The organism is Niabella digestorum (genome assembly GCF_036409055.1).
Classification (GTDB): Bacteria; Bacteroidota; Bacteroidia; order Chitinophagales; family Chitinophagaceae; genus Niabella; species Niabella composti.
The window spans coordinates 101594-127666 of the sequence record NZ_JAZGLY010000006.1 but is presented as its reverse complement, the minus strand read 5'-3'; the positions used below and the strand labels follow the sequence as shown (position 1 = coordinate 127666).

22 protein-coding genes are annotated in these 26073 nt (G+C 40.8%); 18 read left to right on the top strand and 4 right to left on the bottom strand.

Annotated features, from left to right (window positions below):
• Nucleotides 1-137: 137 nt before the first annotated feature.
• Nucleotides 138-1820, bottom strand: coding sequence for an arylsulfatase (locus V2H41_RS11160; protein WP_330975237.1), 1683 nt, complete (start codon nt 1818-1820; stop codon nt 138-140).
• A 34-nt stretch (nt 1821-1854) separates the two neighbouring features.
• The gene (locus V2H41_RS11155; RefSeq protein WP_330975236.1) at nt 1855-3255 is read right to left on the bottom strand and encodes a sulfatase family protein; all 1401 of its coding nucleotides are present in this window, start codon (nt 3253-3255) and stop codon (nt 1855-1857) included.
• A gap of 244 nt (nt 3256-3499) precedes the next feature.
• On the opposite strand from V2H41_RS11155, the gene V2H41_RS11150 reads away from it, so the two are divergent.
• The 10 genes from V2H41_RS11150 to V2H41_RS11105 all read left to right on the top strand — a co-directional run bounded on the left by V2H41_RS11150 (nt 3500) and on the right by V2H41_RS11105 (nt 16246).
• A complete protein-coding gene (locus V2H41_RS11150) occupies nt 3500-5338 on the top strand; it encodes a DNA polymerase III subunit gamma/tau (protein ID WP_330975235.1) in 1839 nt (612 codons plus the stop codon).
• A 163-nt stretch (nt 5339-5501) separates the two neighbouring features.
• Nucleotides 5502-7115: a pyruvate dehydrogenase complex dihydrolipoamide acetyltransferase gene (locus V2H41_RS11145; RefSeq protein ID WP_330975234.1), complete on the top strand. Its 1614-nt coding sequence runs from the start codon at nt 5502-5504 to the stop codon at nt 7113-7115.
• Nucleotides 7116-7290: 175 nt separating this feature from the next.
• Nucleotides 7291-7653, top strand: a complete 363-nt coding sequence (locus tag V2H41_RS11140) for a CoA-binding protein (protein WP_330975233.1) — start codon at nt 7291-7293, stop codon at nt 7651-7653.
• A 43-nt stretch (nt 7654-7696) separates the two neighbouring features.
• Nucleotides 7697-8236 (top strand): YceI family protein, encoded by a 540-nt coding sequence (locus V2H41_RS11135; RefSeq protein WP_330975232.1) that lies wholly within the window; start codon nt 7697-7699, stop codon nt 8234-8236.
• Nucleotides 8237-8310: 74 nt separating this feature from the next.
• The gene (locus tag V2H41_RS11130; RefSeq protein ID WP_330975231.1) at nt 8311-9858 is read left to right on the top strand and encodes a YifB family Mg chelatase-like AAA ATPase; all 1548 of its coding nucleotides are present in this window, start codon (nt 8311-8313) and stop codon (nt 9856-9858) included.
• 142 nt (nt 9859-10000) lie between these two features.
• Entirely contained in the window at nt 10001-11806 is a 1806-nt protein-coding gene (locus tag V2H41_RS11125; protein WP_330975230.1) for an ABC transporter ATP-binding protein, read from the top strand.
• An 81-nt stretch (nt 11807-11887) separates the two neighbouring features.
• The gene (gene lnt / locus V2H41_RS11120) at nt 11888-13459 is read left to right on the top strand and encodes an apolipoprotein N-acyltransferase (protein ID WP_330975229.1); all 1572 of its coding nucleotides are present in this window, start codon (nt 11888-11890) and stop codon (nt 13457-13459) included.
• Nucleotides 13460-13535: 76 nt separating this feature from the next.
• On the top strand, nt 13536-14339 hold the full coding sequence (locus V2H41_RS11115) for an alpha/beta fold hydrolase (protein WP_330975228.1): 804 nt from the start codon (nt 13536-13538) through the stop codon (nt 14337-14339).
• A gap of 16 nt (nt 14340-14355) precedes the next feature.
• Nucleotides 14356-15120 (top strand): SDR family NAD(P)-dependent oxidoreductase, encoded by a 765-nt coding sequence (locus tag V2H41_RS11110; RefSeq protein ID WP_330975227.1) that lies wholly within the window; start codon nt 14356-14358, stop codon nt 15118-15120.
• An 88-nt stretch (nt 15121-15208) separates the two neighbouring features.
• Nucleotides 15209-16246: an NAD(P)H-dependent glycerol-3-phosphate dehydrogenase gene (locus tag V2H41_RS11105; protein WP_330975226.1), complete on the top strand. Its 1038-nt coding sequence runs from the start codon at nt 15209-15211 to the stop codon at nt 16244-16246.
• A gap of 68 nt (nt 16247-16314) precedes the next feature.
• Here V2H41_RS11105 and hemW read toward each other — a convergent pair whose 3' ends face one another.
• Entirely contained in the window at nt 16315-17430 is a 1116-nt protein-coding gene (gene hemW / locus V2H41_RS11100; protein WP_330975225.1) for a radical SAM family heme chaperone HemW, read from the bottom strand.
• A gap of 50 nt (nt 17431-17480) precedes the next feature.
• Between hemW and V2H41_RS11095 the strand changes: the two genes are divergently transcribed.
• The 8 genes from V2H41_RS11095 (at nt 17481) to V2H41_RS11060 (ending at nt 25170) form a co-directional block, all read left to right on the top strand.
• Complete coding sequence (locus tag V2H41_RS11095) at nt 17481-19292, top strand: POTRA domain-containing protein (RefSeq protein ID WP_330975224.1); 1812 nt, start codon at nt 17481-17483, stop codon at nt 19290-19292.
• Between the two features lie 48 nt (nt 19293-19340).
• Entirely contained in the window at nt 19341-20471 is a 1131-nt protein-coding gene (locus V2H41_RS11090; protein ID WP_330975223.1) for a DUF4271 domain-containing protein, read from the top strand.
• Between the two features lie 62 nt (nt 20472-20533).
• Nucleotides 20534-21313 carry a uroporphyrinogen-III synthase gene (locus tag V2H41_RS11085; protein ID WP_330975222.1) on the top strand — a complete coding sequence of 260 codons (780 nt, stop codon included), beginning with the start codon at nt 20534-20536 and terminating at the stop codon, nt 21311-21313.
• A 112-nt stretch (nt 21314-21425) separates the two neighbouring features.
• On the top strand, nt 21426-22265 hold the full coding sequence (locus V2H41_RS11080) for an outer membrane protein assembly factor BamD (protein ID WP_330975221.1): 840 nt from the start codon (nt 21426-21428) through the stop codon (nt 22263-22265).
• On the top strand, nt 22240-22581 hold the full coding sequence (locus V2H41_RS11075; protein ID WP_330975220.1) for a DNA-directed RNA polymerase subunit omega: 342 nt from the start codon (nt 22240-22242) through the stop codon (nt 22579-22581). The genes V2H41_RS11080 and V2H41_RS11075 overlap by 26 nt, the downstream gene beginning before the upstream one ends.
• Nucleotides 22582-22718: 137 nt before the next feature.
• Complete coding sequence (gene coaBC, locus V2H41_RS11070; RefSeq protein ID WP_330975219.1) at nt 22719-23927, top strand: bifunctional phosphopantothenoylcysteine decarboxylase/phosphopantothenate--cysteine ligase CoaBC; 1209 nt, start codon at nt 22719-22721, stop codon at nt 23925-23927.
• A 1-nt stretch (nt 23928) separates the two neighbouring features.
• Complete coding sequence (locus V2H41_RS11065; RefSeq protein ID WP_330975218.1) at nt 23929-24321, top strand: DUF4296 domain-containing protein; 393 nt, start codon at nt 23929-23931, stop codon at nt 24319-24321.
• 24 nt (nt 24322-24345) lie between these two features.
• Nucleotides 24346-25170, top strand: a complete 825-nt coding sequence (locus V2H41_RS11060; protein ID WP_330975217.1) for an aminotransferase class IV — start codon at nt 24346-24348, stop codon at nt 25168-25170.
• A gap of 10 nt (nt 25171-25180) precedes the next feature.
• On the opposite strand, the gene V2H41_RS11055 is transcribed toward V2H41_RS11060, so the two are convergent.
• Nucleotides 25181-26050, bottom strand: a complete 870-nt coding sequence (locus tag V2H41_RS11055) for a sodium:solute symporter family transporter (RefSeq protein WP_330975216.1) — start codon at nt 26048-26050, stop codon at nt 25181-25183.
• Between the last annotated feature and the right edge of the window lie 23 nt (nt 26051-26073).

The following is a 26073-nucleotide window of genomic DNA, read 5'->3' as shown; positions in this document are numbered from 1 at the left end:
TTCTGTCTGATCCGAAACTCATAATACTCCCAATAACCCGTGATCTACGGTTGTATCCATCAAGCTGGAGAAAATGGCCCAAAACCTTTATAGCATAAGAATATATGCTACGGGTTCCATAGCCATGGCCTTCACACTTATTTATTATTAGGTTTAGGAAGCACATGATGTTCCCGCGCCCACTTATTCCACATGGCTTCGAGTTCCTTTACTTTATCAGGATGTTGTGCTGCCAAATCATTAATTTCCGCAGGATCATTAATAATATCATACAAACTCCACTCCTTTTGTCCCTTGAGCAGTACCAATTTCCAGCCTTTATGTCTCACATAACGAGCTCCTTCATGTTCGTTGAATAACGTTTGATGCCCGGATTGTGATCCACCTTTCAACACAGCCGCAAAACTTTTACCTGCAAGCGGTTGTATTTTATGACCGTTATACTCCTCCGGATATTGTGCTTCCGCTACTTCTATCAAAGTAGGCATAAAATCCATTACATGACCAACCAGCTGATGATTGATTGCCCCTTTGTTTTTAATTACAGCCGGCCATGAAATAATCATGGGCGTACGAATTCCCCCTTCGGCAGATTGCGCTTTCCACATACGATAAGGCGTATTAGCTACATTTGCCCAGTCGGGCCCTATGGAAAAGAAAGTTGTTTGCGGACCTGGCAATACCGATTTATCTGTATTGTAAGCTATAGGCTTACCCGCTCTTGTGGAGCCGGGACGATCAAAACCCGGACCGTAACGCTCACACAATTCAGGACTTGCACCATTATCACTTAAAAAAATAAGAATAGTGTTTTCATAATGTCCGGTTTCTTTCAATGCCTGAATGATACGTCCTATCCCCTGATCCATGCGGTCAATCATTGCCGCATGTACAGCCATTGCGCGAGCATCCCATTCTTTATGCGGATTATCTTCCCACCGCATTTCTCCGGGATGACGGGGTGACAATTTAGTAACTTGGGGATCAATAATTCCCATCTTTATCATACGTTGATAACGCTGTTCTCTAATAGCATCCCACCCTTTGGTATACGTATCCTTATATTTTTCGATATCCTCCGGTAAAGCGTGTAAGGGCCAATGAGGTGCATTATGAGCTACATATAAAAAGAACGGTTGCTCTCCCTGAGCAAACTCTTTAATATACTCCACGGCCTTATCATTTATCGCATCGGTATGATAATAGCCTTCCGGCACAGAAGTAATAGGTGTTGTACCTTCTACCAGACTAAAAGGATCAAAGAAATCAATGACGCCCCAGATGGTTCCGTAAAACTTCTCAAAACCTCTACTGGTGGGATATTGATCAATAGGTGAGAACAGCGGATACTGCACCTGATGGCTCAACCATTTCAGCTGCTCTTCGGGGGTAGGTCGCGTAATCGTATTCGAAACATGCCATTTGCCGCTCATGGCCGTTCTATAACCTGCTGTCTTAAGTACTTCCGCAATCGTAACAGCATCTTTACCAATATGTCCTTTATAAGCCTTATCATCGCGCTTTCCGGTCATCTGACCGATACCCGCATCATGGTTATACAAGCCAGTAAGCAAAGAGGCTCGGGTGGGACAACAACGCGATATATTATAAAATTGTGTGAAGCGGATGCCACTTCGAGCAATGTTATCCACATTAGGTGTTTGAATCTCTCCTCCATAACAACCTAGGTCGGAATATCCCATATCATCTGCCATAATCAATATGATATTGGGACGTTTATCTTTACGAGGAGGTTCTTTAGCCTGCGCATAATAGACGGCTCCGATAAACAAAGCAAGTAATATATAATATCTCTTCATTTTGTGTATTTATTTGAAAAAAACTTGCAGATTCTTAGTGCGGTTGTCTAGTTAAAGCTTGCATCTCGGTTTCCCCACCTTTGTCCCCTTGCTGCTGCATAAATGCTTCTAGATTTGCTCTCAATTCTTTTTTCACTGTTTTATACTTTGCACTTTTAGCCAGATTATGCAATTGCCAGGGATCTTTTTCTAAATCATATAACTCTTCCTCAGGTCTTTCAACATACTGCATAGCTCTCACGGAATCCTTTTTAACCCAGCTTTTAAATAATGCCGACTTTGTCACAACATTTAAAAAACGACCTTGATGATGTAAATTCCATATGTACAAATACTGATTGCTTCTGATAGAACGGCAAGCATATGCATCACTTCCATCAATGATACCTCTTGTAGTTTGTACACCATATACATAATCTCTAAAAGTCTTGCGACTGCCGGTAAGCACTTCTTTAAAACTTTGACCGTCGAACCCTGTATTACCCAAAGCATCAGTAGATCCGGTATGCACAGTAGCCGGATTCCCACCAGCCATATCGATGAGCGTAGGAAGTACATCGGTATACTGCATCAAAGCGTCGTTGCGAGATCCCGCCGGTACCACACCAGGCCATCTTACAATAAAGGCCGACCTTAGCCCTTGATCGTATAAAGTCCATTTAGCAAAAGGAAAAGAATTACCCTGCTCGGATGTAAAAATCACAATGGTATTATCCTTTTTGCCGTTACGTTCAATCATATCCAAGCAATACCCTACCAGACTATCCAAATAAGTGATTTCTGCAAAATAACTTACCATCTGTTTTCGTGTGGCTTCGGTATCTACCATATGGGGTGGCACTTCTATCTTCGATTCATCGTACAGAGACACATCACCTCTAGTCCAAGGCCCATGCGGCTGATTGCTGGTAAACATTAAAAAAAACGGCTGCTCTCCTGATTGTTGAATATATGCTTCTGCCTTGCTCAAGTCTACGTCAATACCCTTACCGTTATCATGATCACGACCACCTAAAAAGTCGAAAGGATAAGCACTCAGCGGATTAAAATGCTTTTTTCCTATGAGGGCTACTCGATATCCCAACTCCTTCATATAGACCGGTAATGTTTTGATGCCATCGTATATCTGACTGTGATTAGGATAAGCTCCATTGCGCACTGGCCCCAGTCCCGTAAGTAACGTCTGACGTGTAGGAGAACACATAGGAACTATATTGTACATATTATCCAAGCACATCCCTTCTTGAGCCAGTCTCATAAGGTTGGGCGTACGTACCTGTCGACTCCCGTAGGGTTCTATATCGATAGCAGACAAATCATCAGCCATTATAAATAAAATATTGGGCGGAGATTTAGGCTGCTGGGCACTAAGTACATTTCCCAGGCATAGCATTAACAAAGCCAGTAGGCAGCGTACATAACAATTAGATTTCATAAAACCCATTATATAATAATTGTAGGTGAAGTATACTAAAGCATTGCGCAATCGTTGTCTCACATTTGGAGAAAATGTAATTTTTATTATCCAGATTCAAAATATACATTCAGCAATCTGTCCCGTACTCCCTCTGTGGAAATGATTCTTATCAGGCAAATTTTTAATCATCAATTTTCCACATATTGCTAAAGTAGAACAATTCATTGTTCATTTATGTTACATTTGTCGCGAAGTTTCGTTCATGGAGAAATTTATAGTTTCAGCAAGGAAATACAGACCTCAGAATTTCGATTCGGTAGTAGGACAGCAGCACATTACTACCACCCTCAAGAATGCTATAAAGCAAAATCAGTTAGCGCATGCTTTTCTGTTTTGCGGGCCTCGAGGTGTGGGTAAGACCACCTGTGCACGTATATTGGCCAAAACCATTAATTGTGAGTCTCCTACTCCAGACGGAGAAGCTTGTAATGAGTGCAGCTCCTGCGTCTCGTTCAACCAGGGATCTTCCTTAAATATCCATGAGCTGGATGCCGCCAGTAACAACTCGGTAGATGATATCCGCACACTGGTAGAGCAAGTGCGCTTTGCACCTCAAGCAGGAAAGTATAAAGTATATATCATAGACGAGGTGCACATGTTAAGTTCCTCGGCCTTCAATGCTTTTCTGAAAACTTTAGAGGAGCCCCCCTCCTACGCCATATTTATATTGGCCACCACTGAAAAACATAAAATTCTTCCTACCATATTAAGCCGCTGTCAGATATTCGACTTCAAGCGAATTACTACTAATGACACGGTAGAACATCTTCAAAGTATTTGTGAAAAAGAAGGTGTAAAGGCTGATACAGCGTCGTTACAGTTAATAGCCCAGAAAAGCGAGGGTTGTATGCGGGATGCGCTGAGTATTATGGACAAAATTGTGAGTTTTAGTCATGGCGAACTCACCTATGCCAGCACCTTGGAGCATCTGAATATCTTAGATGAAGACTACTACTTCAAACTTATGGACTATATGCTGCAGCAAGACCTCAGCAGCACCATGCTTTTATTGGATGACATTAATCGCAAAGGTTTTGAAGGCGACTTGATCCTAAATGGTATGGCTGCCTTTATCCGCAACCTGCTTGTTAGCAAGGATGAAAAAGTAGTGTCTTTATTGGATACAGTAGAAAGCTTTAAAGAACGATATATTACTACTGCTAAGCAAATTCCGGCTTCACTGCTTATTAGTGCGCTCAATATCCTCACAGAGGCTGAAATCAATTATCGGGCTTCGAAAAACAAAAAACTGCATGTAGAACTCACCTTTATTAAATTATGTTATCTGCAGCAGGCATTGCAATTTTCGCTGGACGACAGCGGAGTGAGTAAAAAAAAAATAGCTGAGCATACCGGTGCCATCCCCTACAGACAGATACAGCCGATGGCTATAAAGCCGGTGCAATCTAAAAAGACTCCTAATCCTACTGGTGTTACTCCATCCGAGACTGCCGGAGCCCGACTCACCATTGCAGAAGAACCTAAGGCAAAAACTGCTCCTAAAACTGCAACATCGGTGGCCGCAGATAAGCCTTCTTCCGAAATTATGGCGGCCCATACTGCGACTCAACAAACAAACGCACCGAAAGCTGGTCTTAAATTCAGTAGTATTGAAAAACTCAGAAAACAGTTTTATCAAACACAGGATACCCGAGAAGATAAACCACTGGAAGAAGCTGCCTTGCAGGAAGCTTGGAAAAAATTCATTCAACAATTAAAAGAAAAGCGCAATCCGGCTGCACAAAGTTTTGAATTAGCTGAAATCAAAATTGCCGATGCTAACTCCTTCTACGTTTATACTTCCAATCCACTGGAAAATCGTTTTGTAGAAGTAACCAAGAGCGAAGCTGCGGAATTTCTTAAAAAAGCATTACAAAACTCGCAACTACAGATTTTTAATGCTATTGACCCTACACGTCAGCCCAAGGTGGAAGATTTGCCCCGAGTTTTATCCGCTACAGAACAATATCAAAAACTAGTTGCCAAATACCCTCTGGTGCAGCAGCTTAAAGAGAAATTAAAACTGGAGCTGGATAGATAAATTTTCCCCTAAACATTCATTAGTCATTCACGAATAAACAGTTCCTAGATCACGCTAGAACAGCGTCTAGAACTGCATTCTAGTGCTTTTTAGCACATTCCGTTTTTTTAACTTTTCAACTTTACTCATAATTCACTAATTTCGGGCGAAATATTCAAGATACATGGCTGAAAAAATATTAATGCCCCGTTTGAGTGACACAATGACTGAGGGGGTTATTGCTGCATGGCATAAGAAAGTGGGAGATAGTGTTAAAAAAGGCGACTTGTTGGCTGAAATAGAAACGGATAAAGCCACCATGGAGCTCGAAAGTTATAAGGACGGAACCATCCTCTATCTGGGAGCTGAAAAAGGCGGGAAATTACAGGTAGATGACTTATTGGTAATTGTGGGAGAACCTGGAGAAGATATTTCGGCGCTAATTAATGGCAAAAGCGGTGATAAACCTGCACCGAAAGAAGATAAAAAAGAAGAGGCTCCGGCCGCTCCTAAAGAACAAGCTCAAGCTGCACCCAAAGCTACTTCCATTGATGTTTCAAAGATGGAAGAAGTGGTGCTGATGCCTCGTCTGAGCGACACGATGACTGAAGGCGTCATTGCCAGCTGGGCGAAAAATGTAGGCGACGATGTGAAAAAAGGTGATTTGCTCGCTGAAATTGAAACAGACAAGGCTACTATGGAGCTGGAAAGCTACAAAAGTGGTAAACTGTTATATCAGGGAGCTAAAGCCGGCGAAAAAATTCAGGTAAACGATTTGCTTTGTATAATAGGGGAAGAAGGTAAGGTAAATGTAGATGAAATAGTTGCAGCCGTAAAAGGAGGTGGAGCCACTGCTGCTCCTAAAGAAGAGGCTAAAGCTCAACCGCAGGAAACCAGCACTCCGGCAGCTTCATCAGCACCTGCTGAAGCATCAACTGATGGCCGCATTAAAGCCTCTCCTTTGGCGAGAAAGCTGGCCGCAGAAAGAGGTATAGACCTAAGTAAAGTTCAAGGTTCTGGAGATAACGGAAGAATCGTTAAAGCTGATATTGATAATTATGTAGCTACAGCAGCTGCAGCTCCGGCTACACAATCAGCAGGCACACCTGCAGCGCAGGTAGCTTTCGAAGACAAGCCGGTATCGCAAATGCGCAAAGTAATCGCAAAACGCTTGTCTGAAAGCAAATTCAGTGCACCGCACTTCTATATAACCATGAGTATTGACATGGATGCGGCAGTAGCAAGCCGCGCCAAACTCAATGAAACCAGTCCGGTTAAAATATCCTTCAATGATTTGGTAATCAAAGCATGCGCTATAGCCCTGAAGCAACACCCGGTAATAAATAGTAGCTGGTTAGGTGATACCATCAGAGTAAATAAGCATGTAAATATAGGTGTAGCTGTGGCTGTTGATGAAGGTTTATTGGTACCAGTGGTACGCAATGCCGATACCAAATCCCTCTCCCAAATTGCCGCCGAAGTAAAAGAATATGCGAAAAAGGCCAAGGATAAAAAGCTCCAACCATCCGACTGGGAGGGCAACACCTTTACCATTTCTAACTTAGGAATGTTTGGTGTAGATGAGTTTACCGCCATAATCAATCCTCCGGATGCTTGTATTCTGGCTGTAGGAGGCATTTCTCAAGTACCGGTAGTGAAAAACGGAACCATTGTTCCGGGCAATGTAATGAAGGTAACACTGAGCTGTGACCACCGTGTAGTAGATGGGGCCAACGGAGCTGCATTCCTGCAAACACTGAAGAGTCTACTGGAAGAGCCTTTGAGAATGCTCGTTTAAGTGAATCTTAATTCATTATAATAAATTCAAAAGCCACAATATTCTATTGTGGCTTTTATTTTTAGTTAATTCAACCAAAAGACAACGAATATTGTTAAATTTAAAGAAAATTAGAGGATAGCTCATTCGTATGAATACATAATCTCCAATCTTTCAATCATCAAAAATCCCACTCATGAATAAAAAAACCTTAGTGCTGGGAGCATCTGAAAATCCTTCGCGTTACAGCAATATGGCCATTAAAAGATTAAGAGCACATGGACATGAAGTAGTAGCTATCGGACGTAGAAAAGGTAAAGTAACCGATGTAGAAATTCTAGAAAAAAAAGCGGATATTCAAAATGTTGACACAGTTACGATTTATATGAACGAACAGAATCAGAAAGAATTCGAAGATTATATTATCTCTCTAAAACCCAAACGTATTATCTTTAATCCTGGAGCAGAAAACTATAACTTACTACTCAAAGCCAAACGGACAGGTATCCAACCCGTGGAGGCCTGCACGCTGGTAATGCTCAATACAAGTCAATATTAAGAGACGTAAAATGACCAAACTGACCTTACTAAAGACATTTGTTATGCTGAGAAATTTCGTAACCATTGCACTTTTAACGCTATTATCGTATGCTGCTACGGCTCAAAACTTAACACCGTCCGATGCCGACAGTAAAATCTCATTTACTATCAAAAATATGGGTGCTGATGTAACAGGATCTTTGAAAGGATTAAAAGGCACTATGAAATTCGACCCCAAAAAATTAAAGTCAAGTTTTTTTGATGTTACTGTAGATGTAAATACTATCAATACCAATAATACCCGAAGAGACAATCACCTGAAACAACCTGATTTCTTTGATGCTGAAAAATTTCCCTTAATCGCGCTTAAAACTACGGAGCTATTGGCCAAAGGGAGCCACCAATATACAGCCAAAGCTGTACTTACCATGCACGGAGTATCCAAAAACATTCAATTTGACTTCACTGCAACTCCTGTGGAGGCGGGCTATCAGTTTATAGGTGATTTTATAGTAAACCGCAAAGACTATGGCATTGGGGGTAATAGCATGACTATGGGTGATGATGTAAAAGTGCATCTTGATGTAATCGGGAAAAAATAATACCTACTATAGTCATTCACACACCGGTGCTTCTTGCCAGATATTCAAAATAATTTTTACTTTTATCTTCAACTATGTTAGTGAAGATTAATGGAAGCGCTGTGTATGGCGTGGATGCTATTCCTATCACTGTAGAGGTAAACTGGATGAATAGTGGCAAGGATCCATCCATTGTCGGCCTACCGGACAATGCAGTGAAGGAAAGCCTGCAACGTGTGGAAAGCACCATCAAGACTAATGGCTATGCAATGCCTCGCACCAAGGTAGTGGTAAACCTAGCGCCTGCTGATATTAAAAAAAGCGGTACGGCATTTGACCTACCTATTGCCCTTGGTATCTTGGCAGCCTCAGAACAAATTTCCAACACCGAGAGCCTAAGCCAATACGTCATTATGGGTGAACTGAGCCTGGACGGCGCCATTCGCCCCATCAAAGGCGCATTGCCTATAGCGATACAGGCTCGCAAACAGGCGTTTAAGGGATTGATTGTACCCAAAGTGAATGCCCGTGAGGCAGGAATGGTCAATAATTTGCAGGTATATGGAGTACAGCATATCAAAGAAGTTATTAATTTCTTCGAAAACGGAGAAAAAGGACTTGAACCTATCACCATCAATACACGCGATGAGTTTTTCACTTCGCAATACGAGTTTGATATTGATTTTGCAGATGTAAAAGGTCAGGAAAATATTAAACGTGCACTGGAAATAGCAGCTGCAGGAGGTCATAATGCGATCCTTATCGGACCTCCGGGAGCGGGGAAAACCATGCTCGCCAAACGTTTGCCTACCATCCTCCCTCCTTTGACCCTTCACGAAGCGTTGGAAACCACTAAAATTCATTCAGTAGCAGGTAAATTACCCGAAAACGCTACATTGATTTCCCGACGTCCATTCAGAAACCCCCATCATACGATATCGGATGTGGCTTTGGTGGGGGGCGGAACTTTGCCGCAACCGGGCGAAATTTCCTTAGCCCATAACGGGGTATTGTTTCTGGATGAGCTACCTGAGTTTAAACGCACCGTACTGGAAGTGATGCGCCAGCCCATGGAAGAACGGAAAGTAACCATATCTAGAGCAAAAGTAGCGGTGGACTTTCCTGCCAACTTTATGCTTATTGCGTCCATGAACCCCTGCCCTTGCGGCTTTTACAACCATCCCGAAAGAAAATGCACCTGCCCCCCGGGAGCAGTGCAGAAATACCTCAATAAAATATCAGGTCCTCTGTTGGACCGTATCGATTTGCACGTAGAAGTAACACCTGTTCCGTTTAGCGAACTTTCTACTTTTCGTAAGGATGAAAGCTCAGCAATGATTCGGGAACGCGTAATAAATGCTAGAGCCGTGCAATCCGAAAGGTATAAAGCTTTTCCTGGCATATATGCTAATGCACAGATGACCAGCAAAATGCTTCGAGAAATATGCGCAATCGATAACGTAGGACAAATGTTATTGAAGTCTGCAATGGAAAAACTCAACCTTTCGGCCCGTGCCTATGACCGCATCTTGAAAGTATCGCGCACCATAGCCGATCTAGAAGGTAGCGAAAAAATAAAACCGGAACATTTAGCCGAAGCGATTCAGTTCAGAAGTTTGGACAGAGAAAATTGGGCAGGATAACCTTGAATTGCATAATGGCTTGCTGAATTTTAAGGATTTATTGTATTTGACAATGTTGTGCTGCAACAATTCATGCATTTCTTTGTTCTTAAAAACACAATGTCGTTTTCCTGCGGCATTTACCCAAGCTAAGAAAAACAATATGCGCATTCTTCTACACTATCTCAAACCTTATCGATGGCTGGTGGTATTAGCTTTGTTTCTGGCAGCCATTAATCAGGTCTTCTCCCTATTTTCTCCTATGATTGGTGGTAAGCTACTAGATTTGTTTGCCACACATCCACATTATTTCGACAAAGGGCAAACCATCCCTCGTACCGAAACGCAATATATTTTTGGTGGCAATGGCTACCATGGCGTATTGTTTTATCTTTTATTGCTCATTGGTACCGCCATGGTAAGTCGTATCGCAAAAGCATTTCAGGATTATTCCGTAAACGTCATCATACAAAAGTTCGGTGCTACTATTTTTACGGATGGTTTAAAACATTCCATGCGTTTGCCTTACCAAGACTTTGAAGACCAGCGCAGTGGTGAAACATTATCCATTCTTACTAAAGTGCGACTGGATACAGAAAAGTTCATTAGTAATTTCATCAACGTATTTTTCATCATTATTGTAAGTGTTGTATTCGTTTCCATCTATGCGTTTCAGTTGCACTGGAGCATCATGCCCGTGTATGCGGTGGGCATTTTACTGATAGCTGTTGTAACCAGTTTGCTTAGCAAAAAAATCAAATTCATTCAAAGAAATATTACGCAACAAACCACTGCGCTGGCGGGTGCCACCACAGAAAGTCTGCGTAATATCGAAATCGTCAAAAGCTTAGGGCTGACCGATCAGGAAATTTCAAGACTAAATAATAACACCTTCAAAATACTGGGATTAGAACTTCGAAAAGTAAAAAGTGTACGTGCGCTTAGTTTTATCCAGGGCACTATGGTTAATTTTCTGCAACAGGTCATTACATTTACCTTGCTGTGGCTGATATTTAAAGGCTCTATTAGCCCCGGACAATACTTATCACTTACATTCTACGGGTTCTTCCTTTTTGGACCAATGCAGGAAATTGGCAATATCATTCTTTCCTATAGGGAAGCCGAAGCCTCCCTGCAAAACTTTCATACTCTCATGCAGAAAGAAGCCGAACCCAAACCACTTACCCCTAAACATATCGGCAAAATACACAAACTGGAGTTTAGCGAAGTTTCTTTCCAACATCAGACGGCACAATTTAAGGCTCTTAATAATATTTCCTTTGAAGTGAAAAAAGGCGAAACCGTCGCCTTCGTGGGTCCAAGCGGTAGTGGTAAAAGTACGCTTGTAAAGCTCCTCGTAGGACTTTATCGCCCTAAAGAAGGGAAAATATTTTACAACAATATTGACGGCAACGAGATGAACTTTGATGAATTGCGTAGTCAAATAGGCTTCGTGACGCAAGACACACAACTGTTTGCCGGAACCATTAAAGAAAATCTGCTTTTTGTAAATCCCACCGCTACAGACAAGCAGTTATTCGATGCTTTACAAAAAGCCAGTGCGACATCTATTTTACAAAGAGCAGAAAACGGTATTGAAACAGTTATAGGCGAAGGGGGATTGAAGCTCAGTGGAGGCGAAAAACAACGCATTGCCATTGCCCGAGCGCTGCTACGCGATCCGCATATGCTCATATTCGATGAAGCTACATCGGCACTGGACTCCATCACTGAAGAAGAAATTACACAAACCATCCGCGAAGTATCCTCAAAAGGCAATCAGATAACAGTATTGATTGCACATCGGCTTTCCACCATTATGCATGCCGACCGCATTTATGTACTGGAACGTGGAGAAATAGCAGAGACCGGTAATCACACTGAACTTCTGGAGAAAAAAGGGCTCTATTATGCTATGTGGCGTCAGCAAATAGGCGAAAGAAGAAAGCCGGTACTTACTACAGCTTAGTAGAAGCGTAGCCCATTATACATTCAACAAAACAAGGACTTCTTCCAATAAGGTTCGGGCTTTTTACCTTAGTTTTACGGCATGCAAGTAACGCAAAAAAATTTATTGCTTTCTGTTTTGGGGGCCTTGTTGCTTTGGGCTGCATGGCCGATTTCACCCTTCACCTTTTTGTTGTTTATTGCTTGGGTACCCTTATTAACAATAACCGATTCCTGCTCAAGTATTAAAAAATACTTCGGCCTTACTTATCTGCACATGATTTTATGGAATGTGCTGACCACATGGTGGGTGTCCAATGCCAGTTTGGAAGGAGCACTGAGCGCCTTTTTTGCCAACAGCTTGATCATGTGCATACCTTGGCTCCTTTATTACCTCACCAAAAAATGGATCAATGGAGCCTTAGGCACTCTATCCATCATTCCCTACTGGCTTGCCTTCGAATACATTCATCATAACTGGGATTTAAGCTGGCCCTGGCTCACATTGGGTAACGCCTTTGCAACCCATCCGCAATGGATACAATGGTATGAATATACTGGCACATCAGGTGGGAGCTTGTGGGTATTGATAAGTAATGTATTGGTATATCATATCATTAAATTATACCAATCCGAAGGGAGAACCACTAAATACTTTAAATATGCAATCATTTGGATTGCCCTTTTATTTATCCCAATTCTATTTTCCTTCTTCATAAAAAACAAGTTGACCTTACAACACAACAAGTACAACGTCGTAGTAGTACAACCCAATATTGACCCTTATCAGAAGTTTGACATCAGTACCCAGCATGATCAACTAAAAAAACTGATTACCCTTTCTGAAAAAGCCATAGACAACAACACCGCACTCATCGTATGGCCCGAAACAGCTATCCCTTTTCAAACCGATGAACGTCAGATACGTGAAAGTGCTTTCTTGGAGCCGCTCTGGGAATTTCTCAAAAAATATCCAAGCATCAACCTCTTAACCGGATTAGAAGGAGTACAAACTTTCAATACAAAAGTAAGTAGGTACACACGCGCTACATTCGACAATCAAATATATTATGAAATGTACAACAGCGCTGTATTATTGAACAGCCAGAACATTCAGATATACCACAAGTCAAAGCTGGTGCCGGGTGTGGAAGTACTCCCCTCGTTTTTAAGCTTCATGGCACCGCTATTTGAGAAATTCGGCGGAACTGCAGGCGGGTATGCGCGCGATAGCGCTACTCATGTTTTTAGTACCCTTCATCATTTATTTCAAATTACTCCAGCTATTTGTTATGAGAGCATTTATGGAGATTATCTAGCCGAATTCAACCGCAAAAATGCCAATCTAATTTGTGTGATTACAAATGACGGTTGGTGGGGGGATACACCGGGATACAAACAACACATGAATTATGCCCGACTTCGTGCTATTGAGAGTAGAAAATGGATTGCACGTAGCGCTAATACCGGCATTAGTTGCTTTATTGACCCCTTCGGAAATATAATTCAACAGCTAAACTGGGATACTGAAGGCACATTAAAACAAACAGTAGCCGCATACACTACAGAAACCTTTTATACAAAATATGGAGACATACTTTCCCAAATAGCAAGCTTTGCAGCTGCGGCATTATTGTTGTACACTATCATTTGGAAGTTTAAAAAAAGGAACTAAAACAATATGGCTGCGAAGTATCGTTTTAATAATAGAAATTTAGCCTAACGAAATCTATCGCTAAAAAAGCATTACTATGGAAAGAAAATCGATAAGTATTGATAGCAAAATCATCAGTTATTATACAGCCGGGGACGGGAAAGCGCTGGTATTACTGCATGGATTCGGTGCAGACAGTACCATATGGGAAGAACAAATTAGTTATCTGAGTAAAAATTATCAGGTAATCGCTCCCGACCTACCGGGCATCAGTAATTCCGAACTTATCAGTGATGTGAGTATGGAAGGACTGGCCAGCATGGTCAAAACAATTATCGAAGAGGAAGAAATCGAAAACATTGTTCTTATCGGACACAGCATGGGCGGTTATACCACCCTGGCCTTTGCAGAAAAATATCCCGAGTTACTACAAGCCTTCGGACTATTTCATTCCACGGCTACAGCCGACAATGAAGAAAAAATTGCGGGGCGAAGGAAAGGTATCGAGTTTACCCGAAAACACGGAGCCAAAGCGTTCTTAGAATCCACTGCCCCTAAAATGTTTGGTGCTGCAACAAAACAAGAACAACCCCAATTGTACGAAAGCTTCATTAAGAATCTGCCCGAAATGAGCAATGAATCGGTAATCAATTATTATGAAGCTATGATGCAAAGACCCGACCGTACCGAAGTATTAAAGAATACTAAAGTTCCGGTATTGTTCATTTATGGTGAGCAAGACGAAATTATTGATGTGCACAAAACTATCGGGCAAGCTTCCCTACCGTCAACAGCATCGGTACACATATTGAAAAAGTCAGGACATTTGGGTATGATTGAAGAGCCGCAAGAAAGCAATAAGATTTTGGAAGCCTTCTTATCAGATTTGAATATTTATTAAAACCATAAACTGAGATATGAAAAAAATCGTCTTAATAACAGGAGCCACTTCAGGTTTTGGAGAAGCCTGTGCATATAAATTTGCTTCAGAAGGTTATGATGTAATCATAACCGGCCGCAGGAAAGAAAGACTGGATAAATTGGAAGAGCTTTTATCCGCTCAATATGGCATACGCGTGTTGCCATTAGTATTGGATGTACGCGACAGAAAAGCCGTGGAAACAAGCATCAACACCATCCCCAAAGACTGGCAACAAATCAGCATTCTCATTAACAATGCCGGACTCGCTGTCGGTCGTGATAATTTCGATGAAGCTTCTTTGGACGATTGGGATATAATGGTAGATACCAATCTCAAAGGACTGGCCTACGTAACCAAAAGCGTACTACCCTATCTTCTGAAAACAGAAAATGCACATATCTTCAATATCGGCTCCATCTCAGGCAAAGAAGTGTACGCCCAGGGCAATATGTATTGCGCTACTAAACATGCTGTAGTTGCTTTGAGCGAAGCTATGCGTATCGATTTATTAAAATATGGTATAAAAGTTACGGCTATTAATCCGGGAGCAGCACAAACAGAATTTTCCAACGTCAGATTTAAGGGCGATGCGGATAAAGCCGCTCAGGTATACGAAGGCATCAAACCACTAGTTGCAGCAGATATTGCCGACATTATCTTTTATTGCACTACTTTACCGGCACATGTATGTATTAATGATTTGGTGGTCACCTGTACACAACAAGCGAACAGCTTCTATTCATTTAAGACAAATCAATAATTAGTAAAACACTAGCTGGTAAAGTTTTTTGTCGGAATTAATAAATACTTTTGGCATTTCTACTTTACATGGCAAGCAATATATATCCATGAGCGTAAAATTTGGGGTAATAGGAAGTGGCAGTTGGGGCACTGCGTTGGTAAAGATTCTTACAGATAATGGCAACCCAATTAGTTGGTGGGTAAGAAATCCGGCGAATGTTCAATATATCCTTCAAAGAGGGCACAATCCTCATTACCTCACATCTGCAAATTTAAAAACGGATTTATTAGCGATCAGCACCGATGTGAGGCAAGTTATAACCACATCCAATATTATTGTCATTGCAGCTCCATCAGCTTATATCACCGATATTCTATCGTCGCTTAGTCCGGAGGACTTGAAAAACAAAAAAATTCTTTCCGCCGTAAAAGGCATGATACCTCAAGAAAACATTTTACTCAATACTTATCTGGAAAAATATTTCAACGTACCATTAAGTGATTATTTTGCAGTACTGGGACCTTGTCACGCCGAAGAAGTAGCCTCAGAAAAATTATCCTATCTCACCTTCTCGGGTATTGACACAGCGTACACACAAAGCATCGCCAATTATTTCGCATCAAGCGCTATTAATACAGTTGTGAATAACGATATTTTCGGCGTACAATATGCAGCTATTCTTAAAAACATTTATGCACTGGGCGCCGGTATTGCACACGGCCTAGATTACGGTGATAACTTCCTAAGTGTATACATTGCCAACAGCGCGGATGAAATGGCCAGCTTTCTCAAAAAATTCGGAGCACAGCATATTGTTGTAGGCGAACATGAATCCGATAATGAAGGGCATAAGTCCGCAAACTATGCGGCCTCTGTATACCTTGGAGATTTATTGGTGACGTGTTATTCGCTCCACAGTCGCAACCGTATGTTTGGTAATATGATTGGGAAAGGCTACTCTGTACAGGCTGCCAAGCTGGAGCTCAACATGGTTGCAGAGGGTTACAATGCAGCCAAATGCATTTACAACCTTAACCAACAAGTCAACGCCGAAATGCCTATTGCCGAAAGCATTTATAAAATTCTATGGGAACAGGTACCGCCCGCTCATGGCTTTGCAGCAATAGAAAAAGTATTGATTTAATTTTTTATGATGTGGCCGACTGTAGTGCGTGACCCAGCGTATTTGTGTCACTCACTGCATCGTCCCGTTTATAGCTCATCCAAAAACAAATCAGCGGCGATACCGTCTGCATACAACTTTCCCTCACGGGTAAGCACTAGGATGTTTTCATTAAAAGACAACAAATGTTGCTGCAAATATTTCTGAGCGTTTTTAAGTATGGTTGCTTTTTCATACTCCTGCAAACGACTTAAATCAAGCCCATCACAGGTTCTTAAAGCAATCATGATGTACTCATTGAGTTTTTGTATAGGAGAAAGCTCTTCTTTTTCAAAAGGCAACTCTCCTCTTTGGATGGCGTCAATGTATTTTTGATTATTAGCAACATTCCATCTTCTTTCCTTACCATCGAAAGAATGCGCAGACGGACCTATGCCTATATAGGGTTTACCTTGCCAGTACGAAGAGTTGTGCCGACTTCTACAACCCGGCTTGGCAAAGTTGGATATTTCATAATGCTCATAACCCGCAGCATCCAGCCAATCCATCAGTAATAAAAACTGGTCAGCCTGCATATCCGGATTCACATCATCTTTTTTATGCTGCCGTATGAGTTTTTCTAAAGGCGTTTTAGGTTCTACTGTGAGTGCATAACAAGATAAATGCGGTATACCGTAACCAATAGCAGCTTCTACATTATACTTCCACTTCGCATCGGTAAGTCCCGGCGTTCCATATATCAAATCAATGGTAATATTATCAAAATATTGCAAAGCCAGCTCTAGTGCTTTTTTGGCCTGTTCCGCATTATGAGTGCGATTCATCCACTGCAAATCTTCTTCAAAGAAAGACTGTATGCCTATGCTCAGACGGTTGATGCCTATCTCCTTCCAGCCGGCTAACTTTTCGATAGTAATATCATCCGGATTGGCTTCTAGTGTAATTTCGGCATCTGAATCTATCGTATAAATGGTGGTGATCGTTTTCAAAATAGCGGCAATATCTTCTATAGGTAATATACTAGGCGTGCCGCCTCCAAAATAAACCGTATGCAGCACACGAGACGCAGTGGTAGCAGAAAGAATTATTTCCTGCTGCAGTGCTCCTACCAATGCATCTTTCTTAAGCAATGATGTTGCAAAATGGAAATTGCAATAATGGCAGGCCTGTTTACAAAACGGAATATGTATATAAATACCACTCATACAGGCACTAAACCTCTTTCGAGTTTAACATTAATAATCTATTTTTACTCTTGTTGAAACCTGCAAATATACGATACCTGCTCACAGTAATACTGTATTTCTGCATAACACAAGTATATGCACAGGGCAACTTCAGCCTTCGCATTATAGCCGTAGACAAGGATAGTATTTTTATACACAAGGTTCTGCAACCTCAAAAGCAGTTTATTGGCAAAGAAGATTGCTATGCGTATATTGAACAGATTGTACCCACCTTACAGGCAAAAGGATATATCAGTGCCTCTATTGATACTTTATATGAAGACACTACTGCCGCCACCATAGAGCTTTATACTGGTGAAATTTACAAATGGGTAGCTGTTACTGCAGACAGTGCTTCGCAGCGTTGGCTATCTCACATCGGATGGCATGCCGATAAATTTGCTCAACAAATCTATAACCCCGATCAACTAGCCGAAATTCAGCACCGCATGCTGCAATATTTTGAAAACAACGGCTATCCTTTTTCAAAAATTTACATGGACAGCCTGCATATTAGCGGCAATGAAGTATCGGGTCGCATCAATGTACACTCAGGGCCCATTTATTATATCGATAGTATTAGGGTCTCAGGCAATGCCAAAATCAGCAACGATTATCTGCATCAGTTTCTGGATATCAAAAGAGGTTCGATATACAGCAAGCGAAAACTTCAGGCAATAAGCAATCAATTAAAAAAACTCAACTATATCGAAGAAAAATTTCCTCCCCAGATAATTTGGGGCAGTACAGGCTGTACGATAGAAGTCTTTATTGATCAGAAAAAAAGCAGTCAGGTCAACCTCATCATCGGTTTCATACCTAACAGCAATCCGAATACGCCCAACAAATTATTAATCACAGGTGAAGGGTTGTTGAACCTTAAAAATGCATTTGGTGGCGGAGAAATTATCGGTCTATTGTGGCAAAGATTGCAGGTAGCATCGCAACAACTGCGATTCAATTATCAACAGCCGTATTTATTTAAGTCTCCATTTGGAGTGGATATAGGTTTCAATATGCAGAAGCGCGACTCCACATTTTTAAATCTTGATGGGAAACTAGGTGTACAACTGGCGCTGAACACACAACAACAAGCACAGTTGTATGTACAACGGTTTAGTAGTTTTCTGAGTATAGTAGACACGGCTCGGGTTATTGCGTTGAAAAGACTTCCCGACGAAGGCGATGTGCGTCTCACCAATATTGGAATCGAATACCGACTGAACAACACCAATTACATATTCAATCCGGTTAGAGGTTTTGACATTATATTTAACACTTCGGTGGGTAATAAGGTACTCAAACGCAACGATGAAATCCTTTCGTTGAAAGATCCTGCTAACCCTGATTTTGATTTTGCCAGCTTATACGACACCGTAAAAACTAAATCTTATCAACTACGCTCTACATTGAGTGTTGCCAAATATTTTCCGTTAGGCAAAGGCAGAAGCACTATTAAAACTGCTATCAATGGAGGATATATTGCCGGCAGTCAAATATTCCGAAATGAACTCTTTCAAATTGGAGGCTATCATCTGCTCCGCGGTTTTGACGAACAAAGCCAGTTCTTATCGCAATATGGCATTGGAACCTTAGAGTACCGGTATCTCGTAGGCGAAAACTCGTACTTTAATGTATTTACAGAAGGAGGTTGGGGCAAAGATGATAGTAGAGGCAAAGCCAAAAGCCTCAGTTATTCCTATATTGCTGGAGGGATGGGATTATTATTTGAAACCAAAGTAGGATTATTTACGCTCACATGGGCTACAGGTAAACGTAACGATACCTCCTTCAATCTGCGGCAATCCAAAATTCACTTCGGGTTTATCAACTACTTTTAGGCTTTATAAGGCTAAATTGTATTTTTGCCAACAAAAATCATTATCCAGTTGAGGAGGCTCGTATTCATCATTTTCTTTTGTTTTATCTCTGGCATCATCTGGGGACAAAATACCGATAGCGCAAGAAAGCCGTCTTCCCTTGCAAAAGACGATTCTGTAAATCCTCGTAGAGAAAGCCGCGATACTGTGCCACAAAGCATTACAACCCCTCAACGCACGCAGCAAAATGCACAGCGTTCGGCACAGGACAGTACGGCTGCAACTTCTCGCAAACCCTCCAATGCCCCACTTCAAACCACTTCTCAAAAAGATAGTTCCGTAAAGGAGCCTTCTATTGCAACAACAACGACAGCATCGAAACAACAAACAATACCTGACAGTATTCAGCCTACTGTATCAGTAGTGCACCCCATTTCGCCGTTGACCCCAAAAGAACATTTGGAACTTACGCAAAGGATATTAGGCAAGCATCCCTTTTTTAATTTTGCTGCAAAGGCTGCGCCCCCTCCTTATACTCCAAAAGTCAATCCGCCCGGTAAAGAATACTATTTCTACACTCTTGCAGCATTGCTCCTCATCTTTGCTATATTGAAAACAGGTTTCGACAAATATTACTCCAACCTGATACAGCTTTTCTTCAAAAGAAGTTTAAAACAAAGGCAAATTAAACAGCAGCTTATTCAAAATTCTCTTCCCTCCCTGCTTTTTAATTTATTTTTTATCATTGCTGCAGGGTTTTATCTCACATTGATTGTTCACACGTTTGCGCCCTCCATCACGTATCCTTTCTGGAAAATACTTGCCGGAAGTTGCATTATACTGGGAGGTGTTTATCTGGCTAAATTTCTCTTCCTAAAGTTTATGGGCTGGGTATTCCAGATAACCTCGCTTACTGATAATTATATTTTTCTTATTTTTCTTATTAATAAAATTCTTATACTTGTAATACTCCCATTAACGCTTATTATAGCACTAAGCGATAAAGGTTTAGCAACCATCGGCTGGACATTGAGTTGGGTATTGATTGGAGGACTGATTTTATACCGATATATATCAGCACTGAATCTTATCAGAAAAGAAAAAGCTATCAGTTTCTTCCATTTCCTGATATATGTAGCAGCATTGGAAATTGTTCCAACGATGGTGCTCTACAAAGGAATATTATCAATTTTAAAATAATACTGTAAATTTGCAGCCAATTCAGAAGTACGCGAATGAATAATGAAGTGAAAAAAACGGGTATGAGGTCTTCAGTAAGCAAGATCAAAAACATTTTAATTACACAACCAAAACCGTCAAGCGAAAAATCTCCTTTTTTCGAACTCGAAAGAAAATATGGCGTAAAGCTTGACTTTGAACCCCTGATAAGTATCGTACCAATATCCGGAAAAGACTTCAGAAAACAGAAAATCAATATATCCCGTTTTAACGGCGTTATTTTCACTAGTCGCAATGCTATCGATCACTTTTTTCGCACATGTGAAGAAAATAAAGTCACCGTTTCCCAAGACACCAAGTATTTCTGCATCACCGAAGCGGTAGCATTATATCTGCAAAAATTTATTCTGTACAGAAAACGCAAAGTATTTTACGGTACCGACGGTACTAATAAAAGCCTGTTCGATGTCATGAGCAAGCATAAGGACAATATCAGCTTCCTGTATGTATGCTCAGAAAACCAACAAGATAACAATATTGTAAACTGGCTGAAAAGCAATAATTGTGATTTCGAGTTGGCATTCATGTACCGCTCAGAAACCAACGATATCAAAAAAACAGTGGGAGACAAACACTACGACGTGGTTTGCTTCTTCACCCCATCTGGTATCAGAAGCTGGTTTGATAATTTCCCAAAATTCAAACAAAACGGAATGGTAGTAGGTACGTTTGGGGAAAATACTAGGGCTGAAGCCATAAAATCCGGTTTAAATCCGGAAATCATCGCTCCCCAGCCTAAATCACCCAGTATGATTACCGCCTTGGATCATTATTTGGCAGAGCATAATAAGAACCAGAAATAAGGAACTGAAAATCAACATTTTACTAACAATTTTATTGAAACCAATTCTTTATCAAAAAGTTAACGCTTTCAGTGGTAGAGAGCTCATATTTTTTAGCAATTTTTGCCATAATATGGTTAACTTTGCGAACTTTATGAGATTTCTATTAGCGTTTCTTTTTATTTGTGGCTTAGTGTCCTGCAAACCAGGAATGAATAAAATATTAAAGAGCAAGGACGCTGCTTATAAACTGAAAATGGCCGAAGCTTTCTATGAGCAGAAAAAATGGGGGAAAGCAATGACCATTTATGAGGATGTTTTACCCTATTACAAAACCACTCCTCAGTTTCAGGATATCTATTACAAATATGCTTACACAGCCTATAATCAGAAAGACTACACTAACGCTGAAAATCTCTTTAAAACTTTCCTAGAAAGTTTTCCCAATAGCCCCCGCAGTGAGGAGATGGAATATATGCGTGCATATACCTTCTACAAGCAATCTCCCAAGGCAGAGCTAGATCAAACCAATACCTATAAAGCTATCAGTTATTTCCAAACATTCATCAATACCCATCCTCAATCTGTAAGAGTAAATGAGGCAATGCGCTTGGTGGATGAACTGCGAAAAAAACTGGAAGTAAAAGAATATAAATCAGCCATGCTCTATTACAATTTGGGCGAGTTTAGAGCAGCCGGTGTAAGCTTCAGCACATTACTGGACAATTACCCGGAGTCCAACTCGGCCGATCAGTACAAATTCATGGCTATAAAATCGTTCTACCGCTTTGCAGAGCTTAGTATCGCTAGCAAAAAGGCGGAGCGCTTTAGAGAAGTTATCGAACACGCAAATAACTTCATTGAGCGTTTTCCCGAGAGTAAATACCGCAAAGAGGTAGAGGATTATATCACTTCATCGAATTCAGAAATTCAAAAATTCAGCAATAATGAGCAAGTTAAGACGACAACTTAGCGCCGGAATTTCCAATAGTATTGAAACCCGCGACGTAAATGCTATCAGAGAAAAAACCGGTAATATCTACGAATCTATCACCATTATCGCTAAAAGAGCGAATCAGGTGAATATTGCTATAAAAGAGGAGCTGCACAGCAAACTAGAAGAGTTTGCCAGCCACACCGATACGTTGGAAGAAATACATGAAAACAAAGAGCAGATAGAAATCTCTAGAGCTTACGAAAGAATGCCTAACCCTGCTCTGTTAGCCACTCATGAATTTCTGGAAGACAAACTTTATTTCAGAAAAGCAGAAGACGAGCTTTTCCGTTAATCAAAGCTCTTAAAAAGACATTCAGAACCACAGCCTGTTTAAAACAGGTTGTGGTTTTTGTGTTTTAAATATTTTTGTAAAAACTGTTCAGGTGCTTTTTATTATTGTACCAGCCATGAACACTGGTAGTTTTAATAATGAATCTACAAGGCAGAAAAATATTATTAGGCATTACGGGAAGTATCGCTGCATATAAATGTGTGCATCTGGTACGATTGCTTACAAAGCAAGGAGCATCCGTAAAAGTAGTACTTACGCCTGCTGCAAAAGACTTTGTATCCCCTCTAGCACTCTCTACTCTTTCCAAAAACGAAGTGCTCATAGACCTATTTGAAGAAAATACATGGGCCAATCACGTACAACTCGGACGCTGGGCCGATGTGATGCTCATTGCCCCGTTGAGCTGCAATACACTGGTAAAGATGGCGCATGGGCATTGCGATAATCTGCTACTATCGGTATACCTTTCTGCTACATGCCCTGTTGTAGTGGCTCCTGCAATGGATGAAGACATGTGGCATCATCCCACCACGCAGCGGAATATAGCCACGCTCCACCAAGATGGAGTAACCATTATCCCTCCCACAAGAGGAGAACTAGCCAGCGGATTGTTTGGCGATGGGCGTATGGCCGAGCCGGAAGATATCGTAAACTTCCTCAATGAATTCTTTACAAAACATAAAGACCTTTCGGGGAAAAAGGTTCTGATAACAGCAGGCCCTACTCATGAAGCCCTCGACCCTGTACGCTTTATTGGCAATCATTCTTCGGGTAAGATGGGAATTGCACTTGCCAAAGAGTGTCATGAAAGAGGTGCTGCTGTAACACTAGTATTGGGCCCAGTACCATTGCCTCAAGTTTACGATGGTATTACAGTAATAAAAGTAACTTCGGCCGATGAGATGTATCAGGCATGTCATGAACATTTTTCTAACGCAGCAATAGCTATCATGGCCGCCGCTGTAGCCGACTATAAACCGGAAATCGTAAGCCCGAAGAAGATAAAGAAAACGGATGACGACGTTCCTGAGATCAAACTTGTGAAAACTAAAGATATTCTGAAGAGCTTAGGAGCGATAAAACAGGAAAACCAAATCCTTGTAGGATTCGCGCTGGAAACAGACAATGAAAAAAATAATGCATTAGAAAAATTAAAAACCAAGAATGCGGATTTCATTGTATTAAACTCTATGAACGATGCTACACCATTCGGAAGTGATTATAATAAAATCACCATCTATGCAAAAGATGGCCGAGAAATTGCTTTTTCACCCAAGCCTAAAACTGAAGTAGCCAAGGATATTATCAATACCATTCTCAATAACCACCAAACAGAAACTGTGTAGTATGATGCAACGAGGATTGATTATATTGCTTTTGACCGGGATAATATTAGCCTGTGGTAAAGGTACCCCATCAGGAGTGCTACCAAGAGAAAAGATGGAAAAAATTTTATGGGATGTAACTCGAGGCAGTGAGTTTCTGAATGGTTATGTATATTCTCGCCACCCTTATTTAAATCGAGCAGCCGTCAATAACGAGATGCTGGAGCGCATATTGAAAATTCACAAAGTATCTAAAAAGGAATTTGATAAAAGCTTGGCCTACTATCGAGATCATCCTAAACAATTGGCACAGGTACTCGACTCCATTATTGCCCAACAAAAACGATTGGCAGGGGACACAACAACAGAAAACAGTACGGAAGACCCTCTGAGACCACAATATATGATTAGATAAACTATCAACCCATTATCTCACACGATGCCTCATATATGCTATAACGGAAACTTTGTCGATGCACAACACCCCGTACTGCTGGCCGATAATCGAAGTTACCGCTATGGCGATGGTTTTTTTGAAACCATAAGAATCTTTCGAGGCAATATTGTACTGGAAGCTTATCATCGGAAACGTATTGAAACAACTCTAAAACTTTTACAATACAAGCTATCTCCTCTCACCACCATAGATACCATTTTTAAAAACATACTTGAACTTTGCCGATATAATCACTGCGAAGATTCAGCACGAGTTCGGCTCTCCTTTTCCAATGGCAACGGCGCAATTTTCGACACGCATCAACATTTAGATTATATCATAGAAGCTTGGCCATTAAACACCTCCAATGCACTTAATAAAGAAGGATTAAAAGTGGGGATATTTACAGATATGAAAAAAAGCTGTGATACCTATGCACAGCTGAAAACAGCCTCCGCACTTATATATAGTGTAGCAGCTCGTACTGCTACGATAAATAGTTGGGACGACAGTTTAATCTTAAATCAGCATGATCGCATTTGCGAGAGTAGTATTGCCAATATTTTCTGGATAAAAGACAAAAAAATTTACACAACTCCATTAACGGAAGGTTGTATCAATGGAGTAATGCGCACCCATCTTATGCAGTCAGTATCCATAACAGAAAGCATTTGCACGCAAGAACAATTGAAACAAGCTGATGAAGTTTTTCTTACCAATGCTATCAAAGGAATGGTGTGGGTACAATCTATCGAATCAATTACTCAGTACTCCAACTTTATAATCCAAGAGTTGTACTGCGATTGTATCCAACCCCTATTTGCTTAGAACAATACATTTATTTTTTAGATACACGCCAAGGTATGATAGCCCCTATCATAATTAAAATTGCAATAACTAGCACTAAACCTTTGGAATGAGGTGTAATTAAAGACAATACTAAAAGCAGCAGCCCGGTAAATAAAAGAGAAAATGCAATCATGCGCAATCCAAACTTGTTTTGAGTACGTATTATTGCCATTTCCTTTGCATCCATTTGCATAGCTACTACTTTCTTTTCCGACTTATAGTTGAGATATAACTGATAATCCTCACTAGTCGACTGTTTTCTGGCAAAAATGAAATCATAAATCAATAGTAATATCAGTGGTAACAATACCCCTAGCAGCATTTCAATTTCACTGCCTCTGGATAACTTATATCCATTAATGGCAGGCAATATCAACTTAAAAAATATATTTACTGCCAATGACACTAAAGTAATATTGATAGTGGCTTTACCAGTCAGACGTTTGGAAAATAAAGCCCAGATGGGGGGCAGTAGTAGAGGTCCGTCCGTAATAGCACCTAAGCTTATCGTAAATTCTACTACTCCTCCAAGATAAGGCACTGCAAGTGCTATGAGTATCATAAAAATTCCAAAACACCAGGGGGAGGCTCGCGCCACCGACATTAACTTTTTCTCACTGGCATTGGGATTAATAGCGCCTTTATAAATATCATTTGTAAACACTGCAGATACCACATTTAGAGTTGTATTTGCAGATGCAGAAGTTGAAAAATACATTCCAGTCAACATCAATCCTAGTAACCCTACCGGTAAGATCTGTCTGCAAGCCATTATATAAGCATTTTCTGTATCCAATTTTACATTAAAAGAAATCTTCGCAACGTTTTTACCTACTTTTTTACTCATAATATGATTCATCCAATTCTATTTTAGTCCCCATT

What these genes read in the sequence shown, in the direction of transcription:
- V2H41_RS11105 (WP_330975226.1), top strand. Translation starts at nt 15,209, where the DNA reads ATGAGCGTAAAATTTGGGGTAATAGGAAGTGGCAGTTGGGGCACTGCG.
- coaBC (WP_330975219.1), top strand. Translation starts at nt 22,719, where the DNA reads ATGAATCTACAAGGCAGAAAAATATTATTAGGCATTACGGGAAGTATC.
- hemW (WP_330975225.1), bottom strand. Translation starts at nt 17,430, where the DNA reads ATGAGTGGTATTTATATACATATTCCGTTTTGTAAACAGGCCTGCCAT.
- V2H41_RS11085 (WP_330975222.1), top strand. Translation starts at nt 20,534, where the DNA reads ATGAGGTCTTCAGTAAGCAAGATCAAAAACATTTTAATTACACAACCA.
- V2H41_RS11060 (WP_330975217.1), top strand. Translation starts at nt 24,346, where the DNA reads ATGCCTCATATATGCTATAACGGAAACTTTGTCGATGCACAACACCCC.
- V2H41_RS11145 (WP_330975234.1), top strand. Translation starts at nt 5,502, where the DNA reads ATGGCTGAAAAAATATTAATGCCCCGTTTGAGTGACACAATGACTGAG.
- V2H41_RS11080 (WP_330975221.1), top strand. Translation starts at nt 21,426, where the DNA reads ATGGTTAACTTTGCGAACTTTATGAGATTTCTATTAGCGTTTCTTTTT.
- lnt (WP_330975229.1), top strand. Translation starts at nt 11,888, where the DNA reads ATGCAAGTAACGCAAAAAAATTTATTGCTTTCTGTTTTGGGGGCCTTG.
- V2H41_RS11155 (WP_330975236.1), bottom strand. Translation starts at nt 3,255, where the DNA reads ATGAAATCTAATTGTTATGTACGCTGCCTACTGGCTTTGTTAATGCTA.
- V2H41_RS11075 (WP_330975220.1), top strand. Translation starts at nt 22,240, where the DNA reads ATGAGCAAGTTAAGACGACAACTTAGCGCCGGAATTTCCAATAGTATT.
- V2H41_RS11110 (WP_330975227.1), top strand. Translation starts at nt 14,356, where the DNA reads ATGAAAAAAATCGTCTTAATAACAGGAGCCACTTCAGGTTTTGGAGAA.
- V2H41_RS11125 (WP_330975230.1), top strand. Translation starts at nt 10,001, where the DNA reads ATGCGCATTCTTCTACACTATCTCAAACCTTATCGATGGCTGGTGGTA.
- V2H41_RS11065 (WP_330975218.1), top strand. Translation starts at nt 23,929, where the DNA reads ATGATGCAACGAGGATTGATTATATTGCTTTTGACCGGGATAATATTA.
- V2H41_RS11130 (WP_330975231.1), top strand. Translation starts at nt 8,311, where the DNA reads ATGTTAGTGAAGATTAATGGAAGCGCTGTGTATGGCGTGGATGCTATT.
- V2H41_RS11055 (WP_330975216.1), bottom strand. Translation starts at nt 26,050, where the DNA reads ATGAATCATATTATGAGTAAAAAAGTAGGTAAAAACGTTGCGAAGATT.
- V2H41_RS11140 (WP_330975233.1), top strand. Translation starts at nt 7,291, where the DNA reads ATGAATAAAAAAACCTTAGTGCTGGGAGCATCTGAAAATCCTTCGCGT.
- V2H41_RS11115 (WP_330975228.1), top strand. Translation starts at nt 13,536, where the DNA reads ATGGAAAGAAAATCGATAAGTATTGATAGCAAAATCATCAGTTATTAT.
- V2H41_RS11150 (WP_330975235.1), top strand. Translation starts at nt 3,500, where the DNA reads ATGGAGAAATTTATAGTTTCAGCAAGGAAATACAGACCTCAGAATTTC.
- V2H41_RS11160 (WP_330975237.1), bottom strand. Translation starts at nt 1,820, where the DNA reads ATGAAGAGATATTATATATTACTTGCTTTGTTTATCGGAGCCGTCTAT.
- V2H41_RS11135 (WP_330975232.1), top strand. Translation starts at nt 7,697, where the DNA reads ATGCTGAGAAATTTCGTAACCATTGCACTTTTAACGCTATTATCGTAT.